Annotated in this window: 24 protein-coding genes; 12 read left to right on the top strand and 12 right to left on the bottom strand. The window is 61.6% G+C overall.

What is annotated here, in order from left to right:
- The first annotated feature begins 121 nt into the window (after positions 1-121).
- Both V8P86_RS13330 and V8P86_RS13325 read left to right on the top strand, forming a co-directional pair.
- Positions 122-982: a DUF7350 domain-containing protein gene (locus tag V8P86_RS13330; protein WP_336327769.1), complete on the top strand. Its 861-nt coding sequence runs from the start codon at positions 122-124 to the stop codon at positions 980-982.
- 69 nt (positions 983-1,051) lie between these two features.
- Positions 1,052-1,594 (top strand): hypothetical protein, encoded by a 543-nt coding sequence (locus tag V8P86_RS13325; protein WP_336327768.1) that lies wholly within the window; start codon positions 1,052-1,054, stop codon positions 1,592-1,594.
- 37 nt (positions 1,595-1,631) lie between these two features.
- On the opposite strand, the gene V8P86_RS13320 is transcribed toward V8P86_RS13325, so the two are convergent.
- Positions 1,632-2,057, bottom strand: coding sequence for an FAD synthase family protein (locus V8P86_RS13320; protein ID WP_336327767.1), 426 nt, complete (start codon positions 2,055-2,057; stop codon positions 1,632-1,634).
- A gap of 186 nt (positions 2,058-2,243) precedes the next feature.
- Here V8P86_RS13320 and han point away from each other — a divergent pair, with 186 nt between their 5' ends.
- Positions 2,244-4,151: a Hef-associated nuclease gene (gene han, locus V8P86_RS13315; RefSeq protein WP_336327766.1), complete on the top strand. Its 1,908-nt coding sequence runs from the start codon at positions 2,244-2,246 to the stop codon at positions 4,149-4,151.
- 53 nt (positions 4,152-4,204) lie between these two features.
- Here the strand turns inward: han and V8P86_RS13310 are convergent, their stop codons facing one another.
- The 4 genes from V8P86_RS13310 to V8P86_RS13295 all read right to left on the bottom strand — a co-directional run bounded on the left by V8P86_RS13310 (position 4,205) and on the right by V8P86_RS13295 (position 8,274).
- Positions 4,205-4,888, bottom strand: a complete 684-nt coding sequence (locus V8P86_RS13310; protein ID WP_336327765.1) for a DUF4382 domain-containing protein — start codon at positions 4,886-4,888, stop codon at positions 4,205-4,207.
- A gap of 43 nt (positions 4,889-4,931) precedes the next feature.
- Positions 4,932-5,477 carry a hypothetical protein gene (locus tag V8P86_RS13305; RefSeq protein WP_336327764.1) on the bottom strand — a complete coding sequence of 182 codons (546 nt, stop codon included), beginning with the start codon at positions 5,475-5,477 and terminating at the stop codon, positions 4,932-4,934.
- A 180-nt stretch (positions 5,478-5,657) separates the two neighbouring features.
- Positions 5,658-7,394, bottom strand: a complete 1,737-nt coding sequence (locus V8P86_RS13300; RefSeq protein WP_336327763.1) for a phospholipase D-like domain-containing protein — start codon at positions 7,392-7,394, stop codon at positions 5,658-5,660.
- 55 nt (positions 7,395-7,449) lie between these two features.
- Complete coding sequence (locus V8P86_RS13295) at positions 7,450-8,274, bottom strand: endonuclease III domain-containing protein (protein ID WP_336327762.1); 825 nt, start codon at positions 8,272-8,274, stop codon at positions 7,450-7,452.
- Positions 8,275-8,416: 142 nt separating this feature from the next.
- Here V8P86_RS13295 and V8P86_RS13290 point away from each other — a divergent pair, with 142 nt between their 5' ends.
- Entirely contained in the window at positions 8,417-9,376 is a 960-nt protein-coding gene (locus V8P86_RS13290; protein ID WP_336327761.1) for a polymer-forming cytoskeletal protein, read from the top strand.
- A 47-nt stretch (positions 9,377-9,423) separates the two neighbouring features.
- Complete coding sequence (locus V8P86_RS13285) at positions 9,424-10,605, top strand: redox-regulated ATPase YchF (RefSeq protein WP_336327760.1); 1,182 nt, start codon at positions 9,424-9,426, stop codon at positions 10,603-10,605.
- A gap of 6 nt (positions 10,606-10,611) precedes the next feature.
- Here the strand turns inward: V8P86_RS13285 and V8P86_RS13280 are convergent, their stop codons facing one another.
- Positions 10,612-11,313: a bacteriorhodopsin gene (locus V8P86_RS13280; RefSeq protein WP_336327759.1), complete on the bottom strand. Its 702-nt coding sequence runs from the start codon at positions 11,311-11,313 to the stop codon at positions 10,612-10,614.
- The gene (locus tag V8P86_RS13275; RefSeq protein ID WP_336327758.1) at positions 11,310-12,938 is read right to left on the bottom strand and encodes a methyl-accepting chemotaxis protein; all 1,629 of its coding nucleotides are present in this window, start codon (positions 12,936-12,938) and stop codon (positions 11,310-11,312) included. The genes V8P86_RS13280 and V8P86_RS13275 overlap by 4 nt, the downstream gene beginning before the upstream one ends.
- 156 nt (positions 12,939-13,094) lie before the next feature.
- On the opposite strand from V8P86_RS13275, the gene V8P86_RS13270 reads away from it, so the two are divergent.
- The 3 genes from V8P86_RS13270 to V8P86_RS13260 are packed head-to-tail and all read left to right on the top strand — an operon-like array spanning position 13,095 to position 14,446.
- A complete protein-coding gene (locus tag V8P86_RS13270) occupies positions 13,095-13,379 on the top strand; it encodes a DUF7130 family rubredoxin-like protein (RefSeq protein WP_336327757.1) in 285 nt (94 codons plus the stop codon).
- Between the two features lie 56 nt (positions 13,380-13,435).
- Positions 13,436-13,933, top strand: coding sequence for a LabA-like NYN domain-containing protein (locus V8P86_RS13265; protein ID WP_336327756.1), 498 nt, complete (start codon positions 13,436-13,438; stop codon positions 13,931-13,933).
- A 45-nt stretch (positions 13,934-13,978) separates the two neighbouring features.
- On the top strand, positions 13,979-14,446 hold the full coding sequence (locus V8P86_RS13260; protein WP_336327755.1) for a PUA domain-containing protein: 468 nt from the start codon (positions 13,979-13,981) through the stop codon (positions 14,444-14,446).
- A 1-nt stretch (position 14,447) separates the two neighbouring features.
- Here the strand turns inward: V8P86_RS13260 and V8P86_RS13255 are convergent, their stop codons facing one another.
- On the bottom strand, positions 14,448-15,062 hold the full coding sequence (locus V8P86_RS13255) for a DUF6149 family protein (RefSeq protein WP_336327754.1): 615 nt from the start codon (positions 15,060-15,062) through the stop codon (positions 14,448-14,450).
- A 307-nt stretch (positions 15,063-15,369) separates the two neighbouring features.
- Between V8P86_RS13255 and V8P86_RS13250 the strand changes: the two genes are divergently transcribed.
- The 4 genes from V8P86_RS13250 to V8P86_RS13235 all read left to right on the top strand — a co-directional run bounded on the left by V8P86_RS13250 (position 15,370) and on the right by V8P86_RS13235 (position 18,353).
- Positions 15,370-16,614, top strand: coding sequence for an NAD(P)/FAD-dependent oxidoreductase (locus V8P86_RS13250; protein WP_336327753.1), 1,245 nt, complete (start codon positions 15,370-15,372; stop codon positions 16,612-16,614).
- A 92-nt stretch (positions 16,615-16,706) separates the two neighbouring features.
- On the top strand, positions 16,707-17,117 hold the full coding sequence (locus tag V8P86_RS13245) for a DUF7124 domain-containing protein (protein ID WP_336327752.1): 411 nt from the start codon (positions 16,707-16,709) through the stop codon (positions 17,115-17,117).
- A 2-nt stretch (positions 17,118-17,119) separates the two neighbouring features.
- Positions 17,120-17,647 (top strand): DUF5815 family protein, encoded by a 528-nt coding sequence (locus tag V8P86_RS13240; protein ID WP_336327751.1) that lies wholly within the window; start codon positions 17,120-17,122, stop codon positions 17,645-17,647.
- A 115-nt stretch (positions 17,648-17,762) separates the two neighbouring features.
- Positions 17,763-18,353 carry a DUF8054 domain-containing protein gene (locus V8P86_RS13235; RefSeq protein ID WP_336327750.1) on the top strand — a complete coding sequence of 197 codons (591 nt, stop codon included), beginning with the start codon at positions 17,763-17,765 and terminating at the stop codon, positions 18,351-18,353.
- Positions 18,354-18,357: 4 nt separating this feature from the next.
- On the opposite strand, the gene V8P86_RS13230 is transcribed toward V8P86_RS13235, so the two are convergent.
- Genes V8P86_RS13230 through V8P86_RS13215 form a run of 4 tightly spaced genes read right to left on the bottom strand, consistent with a single transcriptional unit; the run spans position 18,358 to position 22,690 of the window.
- Positions 18,358-18,894 (bottom strand): DUF7974 family protein, encoded by a 537-nt coding sequence (locus V8P86_RS13230; RefSeq protein WP_336327749.1) that lies wholly within the window; start codon positions 18,892-18,894, stop codon positions 18,358-18,360.
- Positions 18,895-18,943: 49 nt separating this feature from the next.
- Positions 18,944-20,326: an ABC transporter ATP-binding protein gene (locus V8P86_RS13225; RefSeq protein WP_442909402.1), complete on the bottom strand. Its 1,383-nt coding sequence runs from the start codon at positions 20,324-20,326 to the stop codon at positions 18,944-18,946.
- Positions 20,319-21,668: an ABC transporter ATP-binding protein gene (locus tag V8P86_RS13220; protein WP_336327747.1), complete on the bottom strand. Its 1,350-nt coding sequence runs from the start codon at positions 21,666-21,668 to the stop codon at positions 20,319-20,321. The genes V8P86_RS13225 and V8P86_RS13220 overlap by 8 nt, the downstream gene beginning before the upstream one ends.
- Positions 21,665-22,690 (bottom strand): ABC transporter permease, encoded by a 1,026-nt coding sequence (locus V8P86_RS13215; protein WP_336327746.1) that lies wholly within the window; start codon positions 22,688-22,690, stop codon positions 21,665-21,667. Before V8P86_RS13215 ends, V8P86_RS13220 begins: the two co-directional genes overlap by 4 nt.

Raw genomic sequence — 22,690 nt, 5'->3', positions numbered from 1 at the left:
GTGACCCCGACGAATCCACCGCTCTCGGCCGACAGTTCGACACCTGCACCAGAACACCGAAAATGGAGTCTGGCAAATCGGTTGGTAATGTCTCTCCCGGACCCCGAGGAATATCCTCGTCGTGATTACCTCCGCGGGCCAGTCGCTGCATTTCATGTTCATGATCTGGGACGCGCAGACGGAGCAGTTGCTCCCGGTCAACGTCGCCGGGCCGATGCGGGTATACAATGACGAGTCGCTCGTCGGTCGGCCGGGGAGACCCTGGCCGATGATCTCTCAGGGGATGGGCTTTCACTTCGGCGACAATCGGCAGTTTGCGAGCGATGGACACAGCGGATCACTTCCCGAAGAGGGGACCTACGAGGTCGAACTTCAGTTGCGCCCGATCAACGATTCCGTCGTCCGCAAGACCGGACAGTTCGCGGGGCGATTCGAGGAGACGGTCACAGCGACGTTCGAGTTCGAGTTCACTCAGGAGAAACTCGAAACGGTCAACGAGCGGACCGAGACGTTCGACGAGCAGCGGCGCGGGTCCGCTGCCGCGGCGGAACCAATGAGTGGCGGCAAGATGGGCCGGAATATGCCGGCGATGGTGCTGCCACCCGCCGAGGAGTATCCCGGGGAACTGCTGGGCCAGTCGGTCGACGGCAACCCCCCGAACAGCCACGACGCGGAATTTGTCGTCTCGTATCTCGACGACTCCCGGCTTGCACCCGACGACACTGGGTACCTGCTCGTCTCCCCCCGGACGCCGTACAACCGGATTCCACTTCCGGAAATCACCCTCTCTGTCGAGGGAGTCGTCGACGGCGAACTCACCGAGACGATCGACGACGAACTCGGCCATCATTACGGGATTCCGGCCGATCTCGGCGAGTCTGCGTCGTTCGATCTCGTCGTCGATTCGCCGCCACAGGTCGCACGACACCGAGGATATCAGACGGCGTTTCTGAATATGCCGCCGATGTCGATCGAACGATGATCGACTCAGCCAGACCGACGGTCGGGCGCGAACAGCGTCAACCCGCCAAACATGATTCAGTATCGAACCATGAGTAACGATACAATGGTACAGTCTCGTCGAACAGTCCTCGGAAGCTGTCTCTCCGCGATTGCGTTCGGGGTAGCTGGCTGTGTCGGTGACTCCGAGGAAACAGACGACGAGCCCGACGAGCGCGGCGAGGGTCCCGAAACGCTGCAGGCAGGAAATCGCGTCCTCAACTCCTCGTTCCCGATGGAAGTCTACGATCCTGAGACTGACACGCGACTGGTCCAGATCCACTGGCACGGCCAAAGGTCGAACAGTCACTGGCACCAGCAGCCACTCGACGTGCCGCTGGATCGCTGGGAAACCTACGAGATGCGCGCGCTGGATCGCGACGGGGAAATCATCCAACTCGGAGAGCAACAGCCCCTCCAGTTGGTGATGGTCCGGACCGAGGAGACGCCGGAGGATCTCCTCGAAAAGGAGATCGACGGAAACATGATCGACATCCGCGGCCGGAATCCCGGGCGCGGTGAGTACTCCTTCCGACTTGTCAGTGGAAATCAGATCGAATGGGAGTCGCCGCTGGTGCAACTACGCGTCGAGTAGTGCGGTGCGACGTGGACGGCTGCACGCAAGGACGCCGTCAGCTTCGTTCTGCCAGGATTTTGTCGATAATTCGACCACTGGAGAGCAGTTCGTTGTCGCCGGCTTCGCGGCCGGAGACTCGTTCGACAGTACAGCCGATACCGCGGTCGGCGAGTTGGGCTTCGAGTTTCTCGATATCGTGGTGTTGATCGTGACCCAGCGCGATCACCGACGGCTCGATCTCCTCGATCGGCACGAAGATGTCCTCGGGGTCGCCGAGTCGGGCGTGATCGACCGGGTCGAGTGCCTCGACCATCTCGACGCGCTGTGCGCCGGGGACGACCGGATCGGGTTTGTGAGTCACATTGTTCGCCCGAGCGATGATGACGTGCAGTTGCTCGCCCATCGCTTTGGCCTCACGAAGGTAATGAACGTGACCGGGATGGAGGATGTCGAAGGTTCCCTGAGCAACGACCCGGTTCATCGCCGGTCACCCGGTCCCCGAATCCCGTCGGACTGGCTGCTATGAGCACGATCAAATATACCGTCGGGACAGTGTCCCCGAAGGCATCGCATGGAGTGAGGTCGGGTCTGCCGCCTTCTAAGGGTTCCGAATAGGCGCGCCGACAGATCGAAGCTTAAAAACCTGACAGTGTCCTACGTGGTGTATATGTCTACACCCAATGGTACCGGGGATGACGGTACCGACTTCGAGCGGTCGACGGTCGTCTACGATCTCGATTCACAGTGCGGAGTAGAGGACGTCGAAGAGGGGAACAAGTATCACGCGACGGTCAACGGTGTCGTCGAGTACGGCGTTTTCGTGGATATCTCGGAGGCGCTCTCCGGACTCGTCCACAGCTCGAATCTGATCGGCACCTACGATGTCGGTGACGACCTGATCGTCGAACTCGATGCGGTCCGCGAGGACGGCGATATCAGTTTCATCGAGGTACAGGTCGCCGAGTACGAGACGAAACCCGTCGGACCGGGGACGCAGGCGACGACGGTCGACTTCGAGGAGATCGCCGGTGAGGATGTCCACCTCGACGGCCAGGTCGTCCAGATCAAACAGACCGGGGGGCCGACGATTTTCCAGGTCCGTACACCCGACCGGGTCGTCCCGTGTGCCGCCTTCGAGGAGGCCGGCGTTCGAGCCTACCCCGAGGTCGACCTCGATGACTTCGTGCGGGTCACCGGAACCGTCGAGCGCCGAAACGGTGCCTACCAGCTCGAAGCCGACGAAGTCACGGTCCTCTCCGGCGAGGACGAGGCAGAGGCCGAAGCCGCAGTGACCGGAAGCGACGCAATCGGCGCGGCGGATGTCGAGCCGCTGGTCGAGTGGCCGGCCTTCGAGAAGCTCCACGACGACCTGCAGGCGGTCGCGACGCGACTCCGCGAGACCGTTCTTTCGGGTCGCCCGATCCGGATTCGCCACCACGCCGACGGTGACGGCCTCTGTGCCAGCGTCCCGCTGCAGTACGCCCTCGAACGGTTCATCGAGCAGACGTGGGAAGACCCGGAGGCCCCACAACATCTGCTCAAACGGCTGCCGAGCAAGGCACCCTTCTACGAACTCGAAGACGTGACCCGTGATCTCAACTTCGCCTTGGAGAACCAGACCCGCCACGGGCAGAAGCTTCCCCTCTTTTTGATGCTCGACAACGGGAGCACAGAGGAAGACACGCCGGCCTACCGGAATCTCGCACACTACGACGCGCCGATTCTCGTCGTCGATCATCACCATCCGGACCCCGAGGCGGTCGAGGAGTTCACCGAACACCACGTCAATCCGTATCTCCACGACGAAGATTACCGGATCACGACGGGGATGATGAGCGTCGAAATCGCCCGAATGATCGACCCCGAGGTCACCGACGAACTCCGCCACGTCCCCGCAGTGGCCGGCATCGCCGACCGCTCGGAGGGCGAGGCGATGGACGACTACCTGGATCTCGCGGGCGAGGTCGGCTACGATACCGCCGACCTCCAGGACATCGGCGAAGCGCTCGATTACGCGACCTACTGGCTGCGGTACAACGACGGCCGGGAGTTCGTCAACGATATCCTGAACGTCAACTGCGACGACCGCAGCCGTCACGAACAGGTCGTCGATCTGTTGAGCGAGCGTGCCGCTCGTGACGTCGACCAGCAACTCGACGCTGCGATGGAGCACGTCACCGAGGAAGACCTCGACAACGGCGCTCGCCTCTACCGGATCGACGTCGAACGCCACGCCCGGCGGTTCACCTACCCCGCACCCGGCAAGACGACCGGCAAGATCCACGACAAGAAGGTCGCCGAAACTGGTGATCCCGTCATCACCATCGGCTTCGGTCCCGACTTCGCCGTGCTCCGCTCGGACGGCGTTCGGCTGGATATCCCCGAGATGGTCGCCGAACTGAAAGAGGATGTACCCGGCGGTGGCGTCAGCGGTGGCGGTCACCTCGTCGTCGGTTCGATCAAGTTCGTCAAAGGCATGCGCGAACAGGTCATCGAGGCGTTAGTCGAGAAGATGGCCGACGCCGAAATCGACGAAGAACTCGGCAGTTCGGCGGTCATGCCGGAAGAAATCTGATCGCGAGAACCGACGCTTCTCGCTTGTGAACGAAGCGAAAACAGAAGACCGAATTACTCGTCGTTGCCGTCGGTGTCGTTACCGTCGCTCTCAGTTTCGTTGCCGGTACTTTCCGCTTCGATCTCTTCGTATTCGACAGCGACCCCGCTGGCCACTGGCTGGAGGTTGTAGCTGCCGGAGTTGCCGCGTTTGACCGGCGTGAAGTCGGCGGTGAACACGGTTCGGGTGTTCGCTCGAATCTCGAAGGCCGCGTTGAATTTCAGCGGTGCGTTGCCGGGCACTTCGACCGTCGCCGACTCACCGTTTTCGAGCGTCGCCTCGACACCGTCGGTATCCAACTGCAGGTAGCCGTGCTCACCGACTGTGAGTTCCCGCTCGTCGATGAGCTGCGTATTGTCACCCTGCAACTCGACGAGATCCGCTTGCTGCGGCTCGTCGAATTCGAGATACTCTCGCTCACTCTCTTCGCCGCCCTCGGTCTCTTCGTCGTCCGCGGAGCCGTCTTCAGTCTCGTTTTCGGCACCCTCGGTCTCGCTGGCGGGACCGAGCCAGACGCCGACGATAGTGACGACACAGGAGTCGAAGTCGGCGATGTCGCCGGGTTGGTCGGTCACTGCTGTTGCGAGGGTCCCCGTCTGTGCGACCACGCCACCGCGGTTACAGCCGGCGATACCGGCCACGCCGGCCGCGCCCAGTCCCGCGAGATAGCTCCGTCTATCCAGATGATGGTCTGTCATAGTTATAATTAATTATGAAATTACTGCGTATAACAGTTGGTTATTAGGCCGAGTCGCCGTCGGTCGTATCCTCGTCTGCGCTGGTCTCGCCAGCATCTTCATCTTCTGCACTGTCGTCCGCAGCCTCCTCGGCAACATCGCTGTCGGATTCGTCGGTAGCGGCACTGTCGGCGTCCGCAGCAGCATCGTTCTCGTCGGTCGATTCGCCGTCAGCGGCTTGTTCGCCGCCGCCAAGGGCGTTTTGCAGTGTCTCACCGAGGTCTGCAATCGTTCCGTCGAGGAACGATTCGATTGACTTGTGGATCTCACTGACGTGATCCGGAACCTGTTCGGGGGGTCCGTCACTCGGACCGACCGAGGTGTTGCCCGCGCGGTCCGCGCGCTTGTCGTCCTGTTCAGACTGGGCGTCTTCCGCAGCAGACTGCTCGTCTGCGTCCGCGGCCTGGTCGGCGGCCTCTGACGGAACACCGTCATCCACGGGTGCGTTATCTGCGCTCATCTCTCCAGGGCCGGCCGCGCTGACAGCGGCGACGCCGCCGAGCAGCATGACGGATCCGACCACGATTGCGAGTAGTTTTGGTGCGCTCATTGCATCCCAGACTGGGCGAGCGAGCCACATAAGGGGGAAAGACAGTTGCCGTAAATGAATTGTTCAGGCCCTTACAATACGATTTAAACGGATTTGAACCAAACTTTGGGAGGGGAGTGAACGACCACGAACGACGCGTGGCCGGGGTGCTCTCGGCCCGATGCCGCTCGCGCGGCGAGATCAGGTACGCACCGATTGGTCTTCGAGGCTCGACTGACTGCGTTTGGACCGGGACTCGAAGGTGAGCGTCCGGAGTCCGAGCCCCGCAAGCACGACAGCGAAACAGACTGCGATGATCAGTCCGACCGGAACTGCCCGGGGAGACTCCGTCGACGCTGCGGCCTCCCAGTCGGCGGCAAAGACCCGGCCGAAATACGAGGCCACCCCGTCGCTTTCGATCAACAGGGCCGCCTCCCTGTTGTTCTGGAGGGAGTTGTTGTTCCAGTTGATGCTCCCGACGACGGTGGTATCCCCGTCGACGATCAGCCCCTTCGCGTGGATTTTCTCGTAGCGCTCGCCGGGGTCGGCGACGCGGATCTCTACCGGGAGATTTTCGGCTGCGGCCCGCTCGGTGAGCGAGCGCCGGAGTCGTTCGTTCTCTTCTTCGACGTACCACGCGCCGCTCAGCAGGATTTCGACTTCGACGCCACGCCTCGCGGCATCGAGCACGGCCTGCAGGAGTGGAAACGATTCGTCGCCGATGCTGACCTGTTTGAGCCGAATGGACGTGCTGGCGTTTTCGATGAGTTGGCGGAGACGACTCTCGGCGTTGTCCGGCGTGAGAAGCAACTCCGTCCGCTCGACTGCAAACGAGCGTGTCTCGAACTCGGCAGGATACCGCTCTGATGGGGGCTCTGTCTCGGAAGATGAGTGACTCGGTGGCGACCACACCGTCGCATCGATCCAGCCGGTGTCTGAGCGAAAGGTCTGTACGAGGCCGTCGACGATGCGTTGTTGGTCGGTGATGACAGCCCAGCCGCGACTGGAGCGGCCGCCGAGGCCACTTGGCTTCCAGTTCTCGGTCGTGACGAGCGCACGGCCGTCGACGACGGCGTATTTGGGGTGATGGAAGCGATACCTGGCTCGCTCTCCGTCGACGAGCCGGAGGTCAACCCCCGAGCGGTCCAACTCTGTAAGCGCGGCCGCTGCGGCGTCGCTCAGTCCGCCGGCTGGCGAGCCGTCGACCAGGACCCGTACCGCGACACCACGGTCGTCTGCCGCCACGAGCGCGTCGACGACAGCCTGCGAAGAGAGCGTGTAGCCGGCCAGATAGATCCGCTCATCGGCCGAATCGAGAAACTCGACGGCGCGGGTCGGTTCGTCCGGCAGGACGAACGCTTCGACCGAGCCACCGCGAGCCGTCCTGATCGGGTGATCGGTCGCACACAGCGGTCGCCAGTCGCCGGAGCCGACCCCGTAGACCTCGGCCTCGGTCGCGCTATCGTAGCTGACACGCTGGACGGCCGTCCCGTCACGGAGGAGTCGAACGTCGTCACCGCCGTTGGCCAACTGGACACGGTCGGGGAGGGAATGGACCGTTCTGTTCGTGAATCGATCAGTGAGTGCCGGGTCCGTCGAGAACGTAATTCGGGTCCGTTCGCGGAGATGGCTCCGGTTCGTCCGGTCGCCGAGAGAGACGGGACTGTCCTCGTCGAGTAACGCGAAACGACTGAGATTGGTCCCCGCGGAAAACTCGACCGTGACGAACTCCCCAGCGTCCTCGTGTGCCGCAGGATCCGGGTAGAGTTCGACGATTCGCGGGCCCGTCGAGTCGGCGCCCTGAGTATCCGAGGAGTCGGTCGCTGACGGACACACCGCTGTCGGCGACGCTTGTACCGCGTCCGGCGACGACGCGACCGCTGTCGGGAGCGCAACAGTCACGGCGAGCACACAGCACAGCAGCGCGGGCCAGCGCACGCGGCGAGTTGGCCGCGCCTTCTGATATAAACCCGAGGGCAGAAGAAGACGGAATTCAGACGGTATCGGCCGGGTCGGTGACAGTCCCCTCAACCGGGTCGACGCCGACCTGCTCACAGAGGTTCGCCAGTGGGCAGGCTTCGGGGTCGTCAAGACAGGCCGGCTTGCGGGCCGAGCAGGACTCTCTGCCGAACTGGATCATCGCGGTGTGGCCGAAGCCGCATTTCTCTGGCGGGACGGTCGCCTCCAGCGCTTCGCGAACTGCTTCGTGATCAGCGCTGGGGTCGGCCAGCCCCATCCGGCGGGCGATCCGGTGAACGTGGGTATCGACGGGGAAGACACCGCCGCGTCCGCCCGAGAAGAGCAAGACACAGTCGGCTGTCTTCGGTCCCACGCCGTCGACGGAGAGCAGCGTCTCCCGAACCTCCGCGGGGTCCCCAGCGGTCACGAACTCGTTGAACGCCTCGGCAGAGCCGTACTCGTCGAGTACCCAGTCGGCGGCCCCGATGATCTTCTTGGCTTTCTGGTTGTACAGCCCGGCCGACTGAATCGTCTCGGCGAGGGTAGCGTGGTCGGCAGCCGCCAGCGTTTCGGCCAGATCACCGCCGTCGTCGTAGCGGTCGAGCAGATTCTCGTGGGCTGGCTGGCTCGCCGTGTCGCTCGTGTTCTGGCTGAGAATGGTCCGCACCAGACACTCGAAGGCCGGGCGGCCACCGAAGGTCTCTTCCCAGTCGCTGAGTTCGCCGTCGGCTTCGATCGTCACCCCGCCGTCGTCGGGAAAGAGCATGAAATCGTCGGGGTCGAGATTGTCGTGATAGAGCGCGCCGAGGGCGTCGACGACCGCCTCCGCGCGTGTTGCTGCGGTGACTTCCTCTGTCATTGCCCACTGGTTGGAGTGTCAGCCTCTTCAACGGACCCGTCGATGGAGAGATTTGCGGTCGTCTTGCGGTCGTCTTGCGCCCGTCAGACGCCCGTCAGACACAGCATGAGTATTTAATACGGTCGAAACCGCTCATATAGGTGTGTCGACGTTTCGCTCAGATCCACTCGACGAATTAGTGATTCCGGACGGAATCCACGTCGAGGAACACGACCTCGTGACGGAAGGGGATGTCATCATCGGGAGCCAGAGCACCGTCGAATTCGGGGTCCGGGCGGCCAACGTCATCGCGGGCGAGCGGGTGGTCTTCGGCGGCCACATCGAAGCCGAGGGCGACTGCCGACTCGATATGTGGTGTGAAGTGACCGACAACGTCCTCGTCGGGGAGGACGCTTATCTCGGCGAGCGCGTACAGATCGGCGGAGGGCTGCGCGTCGCCGGCGACCTCGATATCGGCGACGATGTCGACATTGAGGAGGGATTCGACGCCAACGGTCGGATCATTATCCGCGATCCGATGCCGACCATCGTCTTCCTCTTTATGTACCTCTCCCAGCTGCTCCGCATCGGCGAGGAGGAGGCCGCCGAGCAACTCGTCGCCTCGCTCGTCGACGACGAACACGGCCAAAAGCCGGTGTTGATCCCGAAGGGAAGCCGCGTCAGCGACGACGCCTGGCAAGTTTCGACGCCGGGCCGGATCGGCGACGACTGCCGACTCCACGGCAACATCCGCGCCGAATCACTGGTCGTCGGCCGGGACAACGAGATTTTCGGCAGTCTTCGCGCACGCGAAGGAATCACTGTCGGTGCCCGGACGGAAGTCACCGGCAACGTGACGACCCGTGAGGGGACGGTCCGCATCGGTCCCGACGCAGTAATCCGCGGCGACGTTTCCGGTGAGTTCGTCGAGGTCCACCGGGAGGCGACCGTCGAGGGCGGCATCCGGGCCACCGAGGAAACCTCGATGGTCTCGGAGAACGTCATCGAGGATTCGGTCGTCCCGGAGCCCGAACCCGCGACAGATGTCGACGAGCGGGCCGATGAAGCGGTCACCGAAGAGTCCGACCGGGAACGACTCGGTCCGGAGCCACCGGAGAACTGACTGTCGGGAACCGAAAAGGCATTTCCCCGGGGCTGGAAAGAGAGTGTATGCTCTCTCTCGCGCTGGCCGGCAAGCCAAACGCCGGCAAGTCCACATTCTATACCGCGGCGACGATGGCCGACGTGGAAGTCGGTAACTATCCCTTCACGACCATCGACGCGAACCGGGGAGTTAGCTACGCCCGTACGGAGTGTCCCTGTCTCGACCGGGACCAACGCTGTGACAGCGACAACTGCCGCGACGGCAAGCGATACGTCCCCGTCGAACTGTTCGACGTGGCGGGACTCGTTCCCGGTGCCCACGAAGGGAGAGGACTGGGAAATCAGTTTCTCGACCAACTGACCGACGCCGACGCGATTTTGCACGTCGTCGATGCCGCCGGTGCGACCGACGAGGAGGGGGAACCGGTCGAAGTCGGCGAACACGATCCGGTCGAGGATCTGGATTTCATCGAGACCGAGATGGATCGCTGGCTGGCTTCGATCATCGAGCGCAACTGGGAGACGATCGAACGGCAGTCGCGGTCGCCGGATTTCGACATCGACGACTCGCTGTCGGAGATGCTGACCGGCGTCGGCGCCACGGTGGCAGACATCGCGATCATTCTCCGCAACACCGAGTATCCCGAGGATCCCCGCGAGTGGAGTGACGACCATCGTCGCGAGTTGGCCCGGGAAGTGCGCGCCCAGACCAAGCCGATGATCGTCGTCGCCAACAAGGCCGACATCGCTCCAGAGGACAACATCGACCGCCTGCGCGAGGCCGCAGATCACGTTATTCCGACGACTGCAGACGGTGAACTCGCGCTTCGCCGGGGTGCGGAGGCCGGTGTCGTCGACTACGATCCCGGCGACGAGACGTTCTCGATCAGCGGCGACGTGAGCGACCAGCAGCGGGAGGGACTCGAACAGATCCGCACAGTAACGGAGGAGTGGGGCGGGACGGGTGTCCAGACGGCGCTGAACACGGTCGTCTACGACCTCCTCGATCAGATCACCACCTATCCGGTCGAAAACGAGACGAAGTGGATCGACGGCAAGGGCCGGATGCTTCCCGACGCACACCTGCTGTCCAGCGGGTCGACGCCACTGGATTTGGCCTACGCGGTGCACTCGGATATCGGCGAGGGTTATCTTCACGCGGTCGATGCCCGCGAGAACCGGCGCATCGGCGAGGATCACGAACTCGAAGAAGGCGACGTGATCAAGATCGTCAGCACCGCGAACTGAGGCGTCTCAGTTCCCAACGGGAGCAGAGTCAGACGAACTCTGAAGCTGTTCGCGCAACACCGCACCTGCGTTGAGCGCGATCAGCCCGAAGCCGACTTTCGTGATCAAATCGAGATAGGTCACCAGCAACACGTTCGTGAGGTTTGTCAGGAGACCGAATCCAGACGGGGCGAGCAGCCAGATGATCGGATAGGTCGCCCAGAGGATGACGGTCAGGTTTCGCAATCCCCGGAACAGCGATTCGGTTCGTTGACCGCGCGAGCGGCGGGTGAGCGGGCCGAGCAGAAGATACGCGAGAACGACGAAAGCGAGTCCGCCGACCGCGAACAGCCCAAAGCGCTCGACACCGGAAAGCAGCGCCGCGCCGAATCCGGCAACGATCACGACGATATTGGCGGCGATAATCTTCCAGAACAGAGCCCTGTCCGGGTCGACCAGCATCGCCAGATACGCCAACAACAGCGGCGTCGTGAGCAGCCAGTCGATATATCGGGGGATGAATACCGTCCGGTCACCGACAGTGACCGAACCGATCCCGAGTGCCATCACCACGTACGCCACTGTGGCGATCCCGCTGATCGCCGTCAGCGTCGCGTAGTACTTCCGGACGTCTGCGTCTGCTCGAAGCAATCCGCCGGCGAAGATGACTGTTCCGAAGGCCATCCCGAGCGCGCCGACCGCGAACCACGTCGAAATCTCGCCGATCATGCTCGTCCCTCCAGCGTCTCGCCGTCAGTTTCGCGATTCTGGCGGACCTTCGTCTCGTCGAGAATCTCTTGTAGGGAACTGGCTCGTTCGGAGAGTTCGTCAGTGCGGGCGAACACCGATTCGACGGATTCGCGCTGGCGGTCGGCTGTCTCGACCACTTCACTTGACTGAGCGGCGGTCTCTTCAGAGATATTCGCCACGTCGTCGGTCATGGAGACGACCTGTTCTGCGGAGTCGGCCTGCGTGTCCGTCGAGCGGTCGATCTCTTCGATTCCGGTGTTGACCTCCTCGACGTTCTCGACGATCCGTTCGAGCGCGTCGACGGTCTCTTCGACTGTCTCCAGCCCCGAGGAGATTCGCTCGCTGGTCTCGCGGATATCGCCAGCGGTCTCGTCGGTCTGGGACTGTACCTGCGTGATCAGTCCCTCGATTTCGTCGGTCGCCTCTTTGGTCTCCTCGGCGAGTGATTTGATCTCGTCGGCGACGACCCCGAACCCTTCGCCTGCTTCGCCCGCGCGGGCGGCCTCGATAGACGCGTTCAGCGCGAGCATATTCGTCTGCTCGGCAATCTCGGCGATCAGGTCGGTCACCTCACCGATGGCGTCCATCTCGGATTCGAGTTGTTCGATCGAATCAACGGCGTCGGCAGTCCGCTGTTCGACGGCGTTCATTTCGCTGATCGCTTGCTCTGCGGTCTCGCGGCTCTGCTGGCCGGTCTCGACCGCCTCCCGCGAGGTCGATGCCATCTGTGCCGCACTGGATGCGATCTGCTCGGTCGCCGCGGAGATATCTTCGATCTCCCCGGCGATGGTCTGGATTCGGTCGGTCTGGTCGTCTGCGCCGTCGGAAATCTCCTGAATCGCCGTACTGACCTCCAGACTACCCTCACGGACCGTCGACGCCTGCTCGTTGACTTCCTCGGAGGCGACAGCGACTTCCTCCGCGAAGGAGTGAATCCGGCCGACGAGCCCCTCGATCTGTGTCATCATCTCGTTGAACGACTCTTCGATCGCGACCATCGCGTCGTTGTCGCTCTGGGCGTCAAGCCGACGGGTGAAATCCCCGGCAGCGCAGGCGTCCATCGTCTCGCTGAACCGAGCCGCGTCGTCTTGCAGTCGTTGGTTGATCGTTTCGAGGCGTTCGCGCTCCTGTTCGACCTCCTGGCGGGCCTGCTCGGCTCGCTCCTTCTCCTCGGTGGCTTGTTCGCGAGCACGTTCGGCGTCCTGAATCGACTCCCGGAGCGAGCGGCGCATGTCGTCGAACGAATCGTATAATCGACCGATTTCGTCCGAGCGACGAGTCGAGAGATCCACATCGAGATCGCCGTCACCGATCTGTTCGGATTTGTATTCGAGGCGTCGCAACGATGCTGCCGTGTTTCCGCCGACTGTCGCTGCAAACAGACCGAGATTGATCACCGTCAACAGAATCAACCCCAGAAATCCGGACAGCGCTACAGTTTGAACGGACGTTACGTCTCCGGTCTCGGCTGCGGCCGACAGTTCGGCAGCCATCGCAGCCCCGAAAATCAGCGTCACCAGGACAATTTGGGCGAACCCGACCCCCATCTTGAGTGTAAAGCTCTGCCGGGCCCGGTCTGGAAAGAGAACCCTTGTGATTTGCATCAACTCGGGATAGACTGGCATCCGTATTATATCCTGAACCCCGATTTTCATCTTTGAGATCTCCTGAGGGTGAATTTTTCGCTGAACCCACGATTATTCGAGTGGGTTGAGAACAGTACACATAGGTTTATACTGATAGCGAGATTACAGATATACATGAGTGAAACAGACAATCAGCGCGAACTCAAACCGGGGACGACGGTGTACGACGAACACGGAGAACAACTCGGAACTGTCCGTGGGATCGATGAACAGGGCTTCTACGTCAGGGCTGAGGAGGACGTGACAGTGCTGCCGGGGCCGGGCGAGGCCGAGTACGGCGACGCGATCATGTGGCGCTGCTGGGAGTGCGGCGAGATGGGCCAGATCGAGGATATTCCCGACGAGTGTCCGTCCTGTGGTGCACAGAAAGAAGACATCTACTACTGGCAAGAAGACTGACAGCCCAAATAAGAGCCTGTAATAACGCATAAACGGCTGGCTCGACGAATCAGTGTATGAGCGAGATTCATCCAAACCAGCGTGTGGCCGTGCTGGCGGATTCGCAGAATCTGTATCACACGGCACAGAGCATGTACACGCGTAATATCGATTATGCGGCCCTGCTTGAGGAAGCGGTCTCCGACCGAGAGTTGACCAGAGCCATCGCCTACGTGATCAGAGCCGACGCTCCGGAAGAAGAGTCATTTTTCGACGCGCTCGTCGATATCGGCTTCGAGACACAGATCAAGGATATCAAAACGTTCGCCGACGGCTCGAAGAAGGCCGACTGGGACGTGGGGATCTGTCTCGATGCGATCACGCTTGCGAATCACGTCGATACGATCGTTCTCTGTACTGGCGACGGCGATTTCACGCGGCTCTGTCACCACCTCAAACACGAAGGCGTGCGGATCGAAGTGGTCTGTTTCGCCGAATCGACCGCCGACGAACTCGTCGAGGCTGCCGATAGCTTCGTCGATATGAGCGAGGAGACCGACCGCTTTTTGCTGTGATGTGCAAACAGAGCAGTTTTGCCGGTGGAGTCGAAACGAGCGGCCATGGCTGACGACATCGCCTCGCTGCGGACGGTCGCAGACTACCAGTTCGGCCCCGGCGCGGGGGTCGCACTCTTCCCGCCCGACGGCGAGGTGTCGGTAACGCGGACGAGTTCCGGCCGACTCCGCCAGATCCACGCCGACGGCGACCGGCTTGGCACCTACGAACAGGACGGCCGCATCCGACTCGGTATCGAGGGTGGCCGGCGGCTACAGGACAGACTCGACAGCGGGGGCTACCGCGTCGTCGTCGGTGACGAGAGCGAACCGTTCGTCCGCGACGGAAAGAACGCCTTCGCGAAGTTCGTGACCGGTGCCGACGGTGCGATCCGACCGCGAGACGAAGTCCTGATCGAACACGACGACGGTCGGCTACTGGCCGTCGGGCGGGCGGAACTCTCCGGGCAAGGTATGGTCGATTTCGAGACCGGAATGGCCGTGAAAGTCCGGGATACGATCGGTTCCGCCTGAGCTAGTCAGCCGTTCCCGACTCCTCGCCTGTCTTTTCGTCTGGGTCGATGTCGAGCACTTCTGTCGGGTCGATATCCGCCGGTTCGTCACTCCCGCCGACACGGACCTCGCCGTCCGGCCCTTCGACGTAGACGTCGTCTGCGAATCCGCCCTCTGCGTAGGGGTGTTCCGGTTCCTCCAGTTTCTCGGGCGTCGAGGGTGCCGTTGCGATGCCGTCGGCAGGTCGGAAGTTGCCGAGTGGGTCGTCGACGGAGATGCTGTGTGTCTCGAAGAAATCCTCGTAGCGGTCGTAGTGGTCGCCGAGTTCGTCGGCCGGGAACTCCATCATCTCCGTCCAGCCGTGGTTGTAGAAATCGAAGTTGGCCTGAATGTGGGTGATCTCTCTGGCGTCGGCCTCAGGATAGCTGGCGTCGAGTGCCGCGACGTAGGTATCCATCGTAGCGTCGAAGAAGTCGTCGAGATGATCCCGACGGGCCTCGCGCTCGCTCTCCGCTGCGCGGTCGAGGAAGATGTCGGTGTGCATCTCCACGAGCCGGTCTTCGACGATGTCCCCGACGACCGGCATTGTCAGCGCCTGCTTCGATGCCCAGTGGCGGACGTTCTGGCGGATTTTCATCGGACATTGATTAGTGAGCGAGACGTTTCATTTCGTCGGTCCCGGCGACGACTGGCCGGAATTCTCGACGAGATGGTTGCAACACCGTTCCATAACTGAGAGCCATCACTGAGACCTGACAGTGAGCGAACCAACGGAGGTTCAGCACCCGCAAAACACGGGGTGTTCTCCTTCAAAACATCATCGGATTGTAGACAAAATACAGTATTTGAAAAATAATCGTGATGATTACAGCACGGATGGGAGAGATGACAGTGGGAATTACACGAATAGCAACCCACATTAACCCCGGCGTTCAACTACCGATATGAGCACGTCGCATGTAATCGTCGGCGACGGAATTGCGGGGAGTTCGGCGGCCGAGACCATCCGTGAGCAGGATCCGGACGCGGACGTGACTGTCATCACGGACGAAGGGGAGGCGCTGTACAACCGCATTCTGATCAAGGAGTTCGCGAAGGGGAAACTCCCGGAAGCACCGATTTCGATTCACGAACCCGAGTGGTACGACGAACGGGACATCGACCTGCAGTTGAACACGTACGTCAACCGCGTCGATACTGACGCGCAGACGATCCACACCCACGAGGGAGACAGCTACGAGTACGACAAACTGCTGGTCGCGACGGGGGGGACACCGGCGCAGGTGCCAGTCGAGAACTCGGACGCCGACGGTATTCATCACTTCTGGACGTTCCAGGACGCTCGGGGGATCAAAGAACACGCAGACACCGCCGAGACGGGCGTGATCGTCGGGGCCGGACTGCTCGGTATCGACCTCGCCGCCGTCTGTGCAGCACAGGGGATGGACGCAAAATACCTGATGCGAGGTAACCGCTGGTGGCGGTACGCGCTGTCACTCGAAGGCGCAGAGATCATCCACGACGCCCTCGAAGAGAAAGGCATCGAGACGGTCTTCGACTCCGGCGTCGATCACTTCGAGGTCGACGACGACGGCCACGTCGAGGCGGCAGTCGACCCCAACGGCGAACGCTTCGACGCCGAGTGGGTCGGCGTCGCAATCGGTCTGGATTTCAACACCGAGTGGCTCCACGGCAGTGGCGTCGAGACCGACAACGGCGTCGTGGTCGACGAACACATGCAGACCAACGTCGACAACATCTACGCGGCCGGGGACATCACACAGTTCCACGATACGATCCTCGGCGAACGCGCCCAGAACGGCGCGTGGGGGTCGGCCAAAGAGCAGGGCGCGGTCGCTGCCAAGAACATGGTCGCAGACGACACCGAAGAGGAGTTTCGCTGGGTCTCCTCGTATTCGATCACCCACTTCGACTTCCCGTTTCTCTCCTTCGGCCATCCGACAATCGGTGACGAGACGGCCGAACGGAAGTACTCGGAAACTGAGTGGCGTCGCCTGGCCTTCAAGAACGGCCAGCTCGTCGGCGGCGTCCTGATCGGTGACCTCTCACAGCAGTCCGCCCTGAAACGGATCATCCGTGAGGAACGACAGGTCGTCGACCAGAAGGAACTGCTGCTCGAACCCGAAATCGACATCGACAGGCTCGAAGCACCGCCACAGGCGAAATAGCCAATAGAGTCCCTGAGAAGCCAATTACAGAAGGTTCCCGAATCCTGAGAGGGACCGACGGTCTTTTTTCAGTAGACACCCCACCTTTGGGTATGGATGGCGGCAATGGCGATATGACACTCGCGTTCGAGTTGGCCGCGCTCAAAGAACTCCGTGCGCCGGATTCGGTCTTCACCGACGCCCGGCAGTGGACCAACTACGTGGGTGTCATCTCGGACAAACCAACCTACGTCGTGACGAATTTCACACGCAAACACCGGATCAGACAGGACTTCTTCTCGGGGCCCCGGAGCCGCGAAGAGAGTCTCGAAAATATCAAAGACCAGTTCGACAGCGAGCGGTACGTCTTCGTCGGTACCGAATCCGCAGACGAAGAACTATCGGAGCAGACCGGCTGGGAGTACGTCGACGTGGAAGCCGCCGCCGAGGCTGCCGACTGGGAGTTAGCCCCCGAGGAGAAAACCCCGGACATCGAGCAGGAACAGCGTGAGGACTGGCCCTGAGAATGGCAGAACCACGCGTCCCGGGCGGCACCGACGAACAACTGGAGTTGCCGTGTGGTGAGACGGTCAGTACCCACGATCTCGATCTCGGCATGCGCGAACTCGCGTGTGCCTGCGGAGAGACACACGCTGTGGTGATGGACGTTCACCCGCTGGGTCGGTTCGTCCCCGAATTCCTCGTCGATACCCTCCGGGCGACAATCTCGACAGAGGACGAGTTCGACGAGTTCAGCACCCCCCACGCGCTGGCGATGGTCCGCGAAGAGTACCCCGAAGAAGTCGCCGTCGCCGACTGTTCCGGCGACGGGCAGGTCGGCTACGGCCTCGTCTGGGTTGCCGACATGGAGTCGCGGGAACTCCACAAAACGGTGGTCGAACTGCTCGTCGAACTGATGGAGCACGCGATCAGCCACGCCGACGACGGCCCGACCGTCGCGGAGTTCGAGGAGCAACTGGCGGAGTTCGATCTGGATGCCTTCGTCGATGCCTACCGCGAGGAACGCGACTTCGAGGAAGAAGGCGTGATGTGAGGGAGGACCGCCCGCGTGAGGCGGACACAAGCGCTCGATCAATCCGTGCAAGGAGGCGTCGTCGAAACCCACAGGAGGGCCTGATTTTATGAGTCGTTGTGAATAACAATGAGCCATGTCTGAGGAGCAGACGAATCCGGCCGCCGAACGAATCAAAGAGCGGAAACGAAATGCAGTACAACCAGAGGAATTTCTGAAAGGTGCTGACGCAATTCGGCCGACAGGGAACGAACAGAAACTCAGTTTCACCGACTCCTTCGCTGATCGACTCACAGAGCATCTCGAACAGGTTCAGGCCGACGGAATCGGTGTCACAGATCTGGCGAAACTGTTCGGTGTTCCCGAGTCAGAAGTCACGGAGAGAGAGTTCGAGTATACCGCCTGGCAGATTCGGAACGTCGTGTACAATTGGCCGTCCGAAGGGGCGCTGCTTTTCGATATCGCAACAGATCAGACGCTTCGGGCGATCAGCGGCGAGTGGGACGATGTCCCGCCGAGACAGCGGTTCATGATCGCCCAGTCGCTGCGCTCGTTTCAGGACGAGTGTCTCTTCTGTGGCGGCATACCGGATTTCAACAACAAACCGGTCACGTCCTGTTGCAGCGAGCGTCGGGTGCTGACCTTCCGCTGCCCGGACTGTGAACGACGGTTCCTCGAGTTCTCGACGGAATCCAGAGAGAACAGCCACATCGGCTCGAACGTCTGAGTCGTCAGTCGATCTGAATGGTCGTCTCGTCGGCGAGGTCCGCGTCGTCGGCGTCGTCGACGTTGATCGCCGCTCGAATCGTATGTTCGCCCGACTCGGCCGGCACCCACTCCCGTTTGCTGACGCGGAACATGCCCGACCAGTTACGCCGAATTTGGTGGCGTTCACCGCGGTCGAGCCGGAGCTTGCTCTTCGTGGCCGGCGGGTCTTCGAGGGAGACGCGAGAAGCGTTCGTGTGCCCGTCGATGGACCACGTCCACAACCGCGAGGAGTTCGTTGCTATCGCAACCGGAATTGGAAGCCGGTTTTTGAGCGTGATCTGGAACGGGACGCTGTCGCCCTGCTCGAACGCCTGATCGGGCACCGAGAGACTGACCGACACGGCTCGTTTGCGAATGCCGTGTGGGAGAAGTCGGTCGCTCCAGGCCGACCCGCTGATCGAGCGAAACGACTGGGGCTCGGTCTCGCGCTGACGGTCCCGAGGCGACAGCGGATCGTCGTCGTCGCGCTTGAGCGCGTCCGATTCGTAGATCCGGCGCATTAATTCGTTTTGCACCGCGAAACTAAACAACGTATCGCTTCACAGCCGATCAGTCGTCGGCGTCGGCCGCGGTATCGCCCGTCTGATCGTCGATCACTGCGGGCTGGCCGTTGTCGTACTCGTCGGTGTACAGCAGACAGGAAACCTTTGTCTCCGAAGTCTGGACCAGTTCGGGTCGGTCCTTTTCACACGGCGAGACAAAGACCTCCTCGAGTTGTTCCGCCATCGTCGGCGGCTCGTTCGACTCGGCGAGCCGTTCGACACCACTCGAGAGAGAGTCCTCCGCCGTGGGATCTGAGAGTCGATCCGGAATGTCGTACGAGTCGCGAATCATCTCATCAACGTCGGTCGGATCGGAGGCGTCGTAGTCCTCGGTTAGCTGTCCGCTACTGCCGAGCGTGACCAGTTCGGTCGTGGTATCCGCCTGCCGGGCGTACTGCTTCAGTGTCAGAACCGATCGGAACGTCTCCTGTTCGATAGAGAGGTCGTCGGGCGGGATGACGCGGTGACACCGCGTGTGGAATCGACAGCCAGACGGCGGATTGATCGGTGACGGTACGTCGCCTTCGAGGAGGACTTTGTCGCCCTCCCAGCCGGGATCCGGCTCCGGAATCACCGAGAACAGCGCCTCGGTATACGGATGCCGCGGCGCTCTGAACAGGTCGTCGGTCGTGCCGACCTCTGCGACCTCGCCGAGATACATGACCGCGACGCGGTCCGAGATGTGCTCGACGACACTCAGGTCGTGGGCGATGAAGATGTACGACAGGTCGAACTCCTCCTGAAGCTCCGACAGCAGGTTGAGAATCTGCGCCTGAACGGAGACATCCAGCGCACTGACCGGCTCGTCACAGACGATAACCTCCGGATCGACTGCGAGCGCGCGAGCGATCCCGATCCGCTGGCGCTGACCGCCGGAGAATTCGTGCGGATACCGGTACGCGTGACTGCGGTTGAGCCCGACTGTATCGAGTAGTTCCTCGACGCGCTGGTTGCGTTCGTTGCCGGAGGCGATGTTGTGGATGTCGAGTGGTTCGCCGATGATGTCGCCGACGGTCATCCGGGGGTTCAGGCTGGAGAACGGATCCTGAAAGATATACTGGAGGTCCGTCCGAAGATCCCGGAGCTTGGATCCAGACAGTTCTGTCAGATCGATCTCTTCGGTTGACCCGTCGTCCGCTTGCTGACGGTAGGTGACCGAGCCTTCTGTCGGCTCGATCAGCCTGAGCAGCGACCGCCCGAGAGTCGTCTTCCCGCATCCGCTCTCGCCGACGACCCCGAGCGTTTCGCCCGGATACAGTTTCAGATCGACACCGTCGACGGCTTTGACCGTGTTCGTTCGACCGAGCAAGTCGTCGACGAAGCCGCCGCCGGAGGTGTAGTACTTCTTCAGATTATCGACTTCGAGGATCGGCTGTTGGTTCCTACTCACTGGAATCACCCGAGATTCGGTTGTCACCGCGTGCATTCTCGACGCGAACGTCGAAGGACAGCGATTGAGTGAGATCACCGGTGTACTCGAGACAACTCGCGCCACGCTCGTCTTCCGGTCCCGTTGGCTCGCCGGTCTCCGGATCGACTAACACCGGCTCTTTGCGCGTGCAGGACTCTTCGGCGTAAGGACATCGAGGGTGGAACGAACAGCCCGACGGAACCTCGATGAGATCCGGCATCGTCCCCGGAATCGTCTTCAGCCGTTCGACCCCCGTTCCGATACGGGGAATCGAGGCCATGAGACCGACCGTGTACGGATGTTTCGGGTCGTAGAAGAGATCATCGACCGGTGCTTTCTCGACCGGTTTGCCGGCGTACATCACGACCACACGCTCGCACAGTTCCGCGATGACCCCGAGGTCGTGGGTGATGAGTTGGATTGAGGTGCCGAACTCGTCGCTGAGTTCCTCCAGTTCGCCGAGGATCTTCGCTTCCGTCATCACGTCCAGCGCAGTCGTCGGCTCGTCGGCGACGAGGATGTCCGGATCGCACGACAGCGCCATCGCGATCACGACACGCTGTTGCATTCCGCCGGAGAATTCGTGTGGATAATCCGAGTATCGCGTCTCTGCGTCCGGAATACCGACACGATCCAGTAGCTCGATTGTTCGCTCTTTGGCCTCCTTGTCGGTGAGATCCATGTGATGGCGGATCGCCTCAGAGATCTGGTCGCCGACGGAGTAGACCGGATTGAGCGCAGTCTGTGCGTCCTGAAACACCATCGCGATCCGGTTACCCCGGATGCGTTGGATCGCCTTCTTCGGCGCTCGGAGCAGTTCGACGTAGCTCTCGTCGCCGTCGTGGACGATAAAGTCGTGTTCGCCGATCAGACCGACGTCGTCCCCGTATCCGAGTTCGAGGATATCCTGTATCTCGAAGGCGTTCGTCGGTACGTCCGTCGGATCGTCGCCCGCGTACTGCGGATCGCCAGTCAACTCCTCGGCGGAGACCTCCTCCTCAGTCAGCGACTCCGCAATCTCCCGTTTGTCGGTGGTCTGTCGGAGGTCTTCGAGATCGACCACGTGGTTCGAGAAGTCCGACTCCAGTGCCGAAACGGTTTCCTCGTCGTAAAAGCGGATTGCCCCGCTTTCGATCTGACCCGGGTTTTCGATCAACCGGAGCAGCGAGAGTGCGCTAACACTCTTTCCGGCACCGCTCTCGCCGACGACCCCGAACCGCTCGCCGCGGTCGATCTGGTAAGAGAGTTCGTCGACGGCCCGCACGACGCCATCGGGGGTGTAGAACTTGACTGTCAGGTCACTGACTTCGAGCAGTGTCATCCGCCACCACCCGCAGCGTTGATTTCGTCGCCACCCTGTGCGTCGAGGGCATCGTTGATTGCGTCACCGATCATGTTCATCGCCATGACGAACAGGAAGATCATCAGCCCGGGGAAGACGGTGACCCACCAGGTCGTCCACGTGCCGGATGCACTGACAATCGTCCCGCGTTCGGCATCGATCATCGTCCCCCACTCGGCGGTTGCGCCACTGAAGCCGATACCGAGGAAGCCAAGCGCCGCAACCCCGATAACAACCGTCCCGATGCTGAGCGTCGCCTGGACGATCACCGGCGCAATCGCGTTCGGGACGACGTGACGGAACAGCACGCGGCGGTCGCGCCCACCGAGTGCCTTCGCTGCGAGGACGTACTCGTTCTGTTTCACTTTCAGGATCTCTCCACGAATGAGGCGGGCGTACCCCGCCCAGCCGGTCGCTGCGAAGGCAAATACCAGTTGCCAGTAGCCGCGGCCCAGCATGGCCACGATGACGATTGCGAGGACCAGTCCGGGGAAGGCAAAGACCATGTCCACGAACCGCATGAGAACCCCGTCTACTTTTCCGCCGAAGTAGCCGGAGATTCCGCCGTAGATCACGCCGAACCCACCGGCGATAGCCGTCACGACCAGCCCGATGGTCACGCTGAATCGCGCGCCCGCCATGACTCGTGAGAGGAGGTCGCGACCAAGTCTGTCAGTCCCCATCGGGTGATCGAGACTCGGCGGGGCGTGTGGCTCGGCGATGAGGGTCTCTCCCGGATCGTACGGCGTGATCGAAATTGGCTGGATCGTCACGCCGAACATTTCGATCGGCTGGGAGAGAATGGCCGTCAAGAACATCACAAACACGACTGTCCCGCCCACTAACGCGAGGCGGTCGTGGACGACTTTTCGGCCGACCCTCCGCCACCGGCTTTCGATATTCGTTTCTTTGTCGTCGGACCACTCCGATAGCTCGTCTCGCTGTTCAACTTCGTCCGCGTCAAATCCGCTTATCTGGATTCTTCCTCGTTGTGTTGACAT

Origin of the sequence: Halovenus anhuiensis (genome assembly GCF_037080055.1) — an archaeon.
In the GTDB taxonomy this organism is placed as follows: domain Archaea; phylum Halobacteriota; class Halobacteria; order Halobacteriales; family Haloarculaceae; genus Halovenus.
The sequence above is the reverse complement of the archived record's forward strand: the minus strand, read 5'-3'. Positions and strand labels throughout refer to the sequence as shown.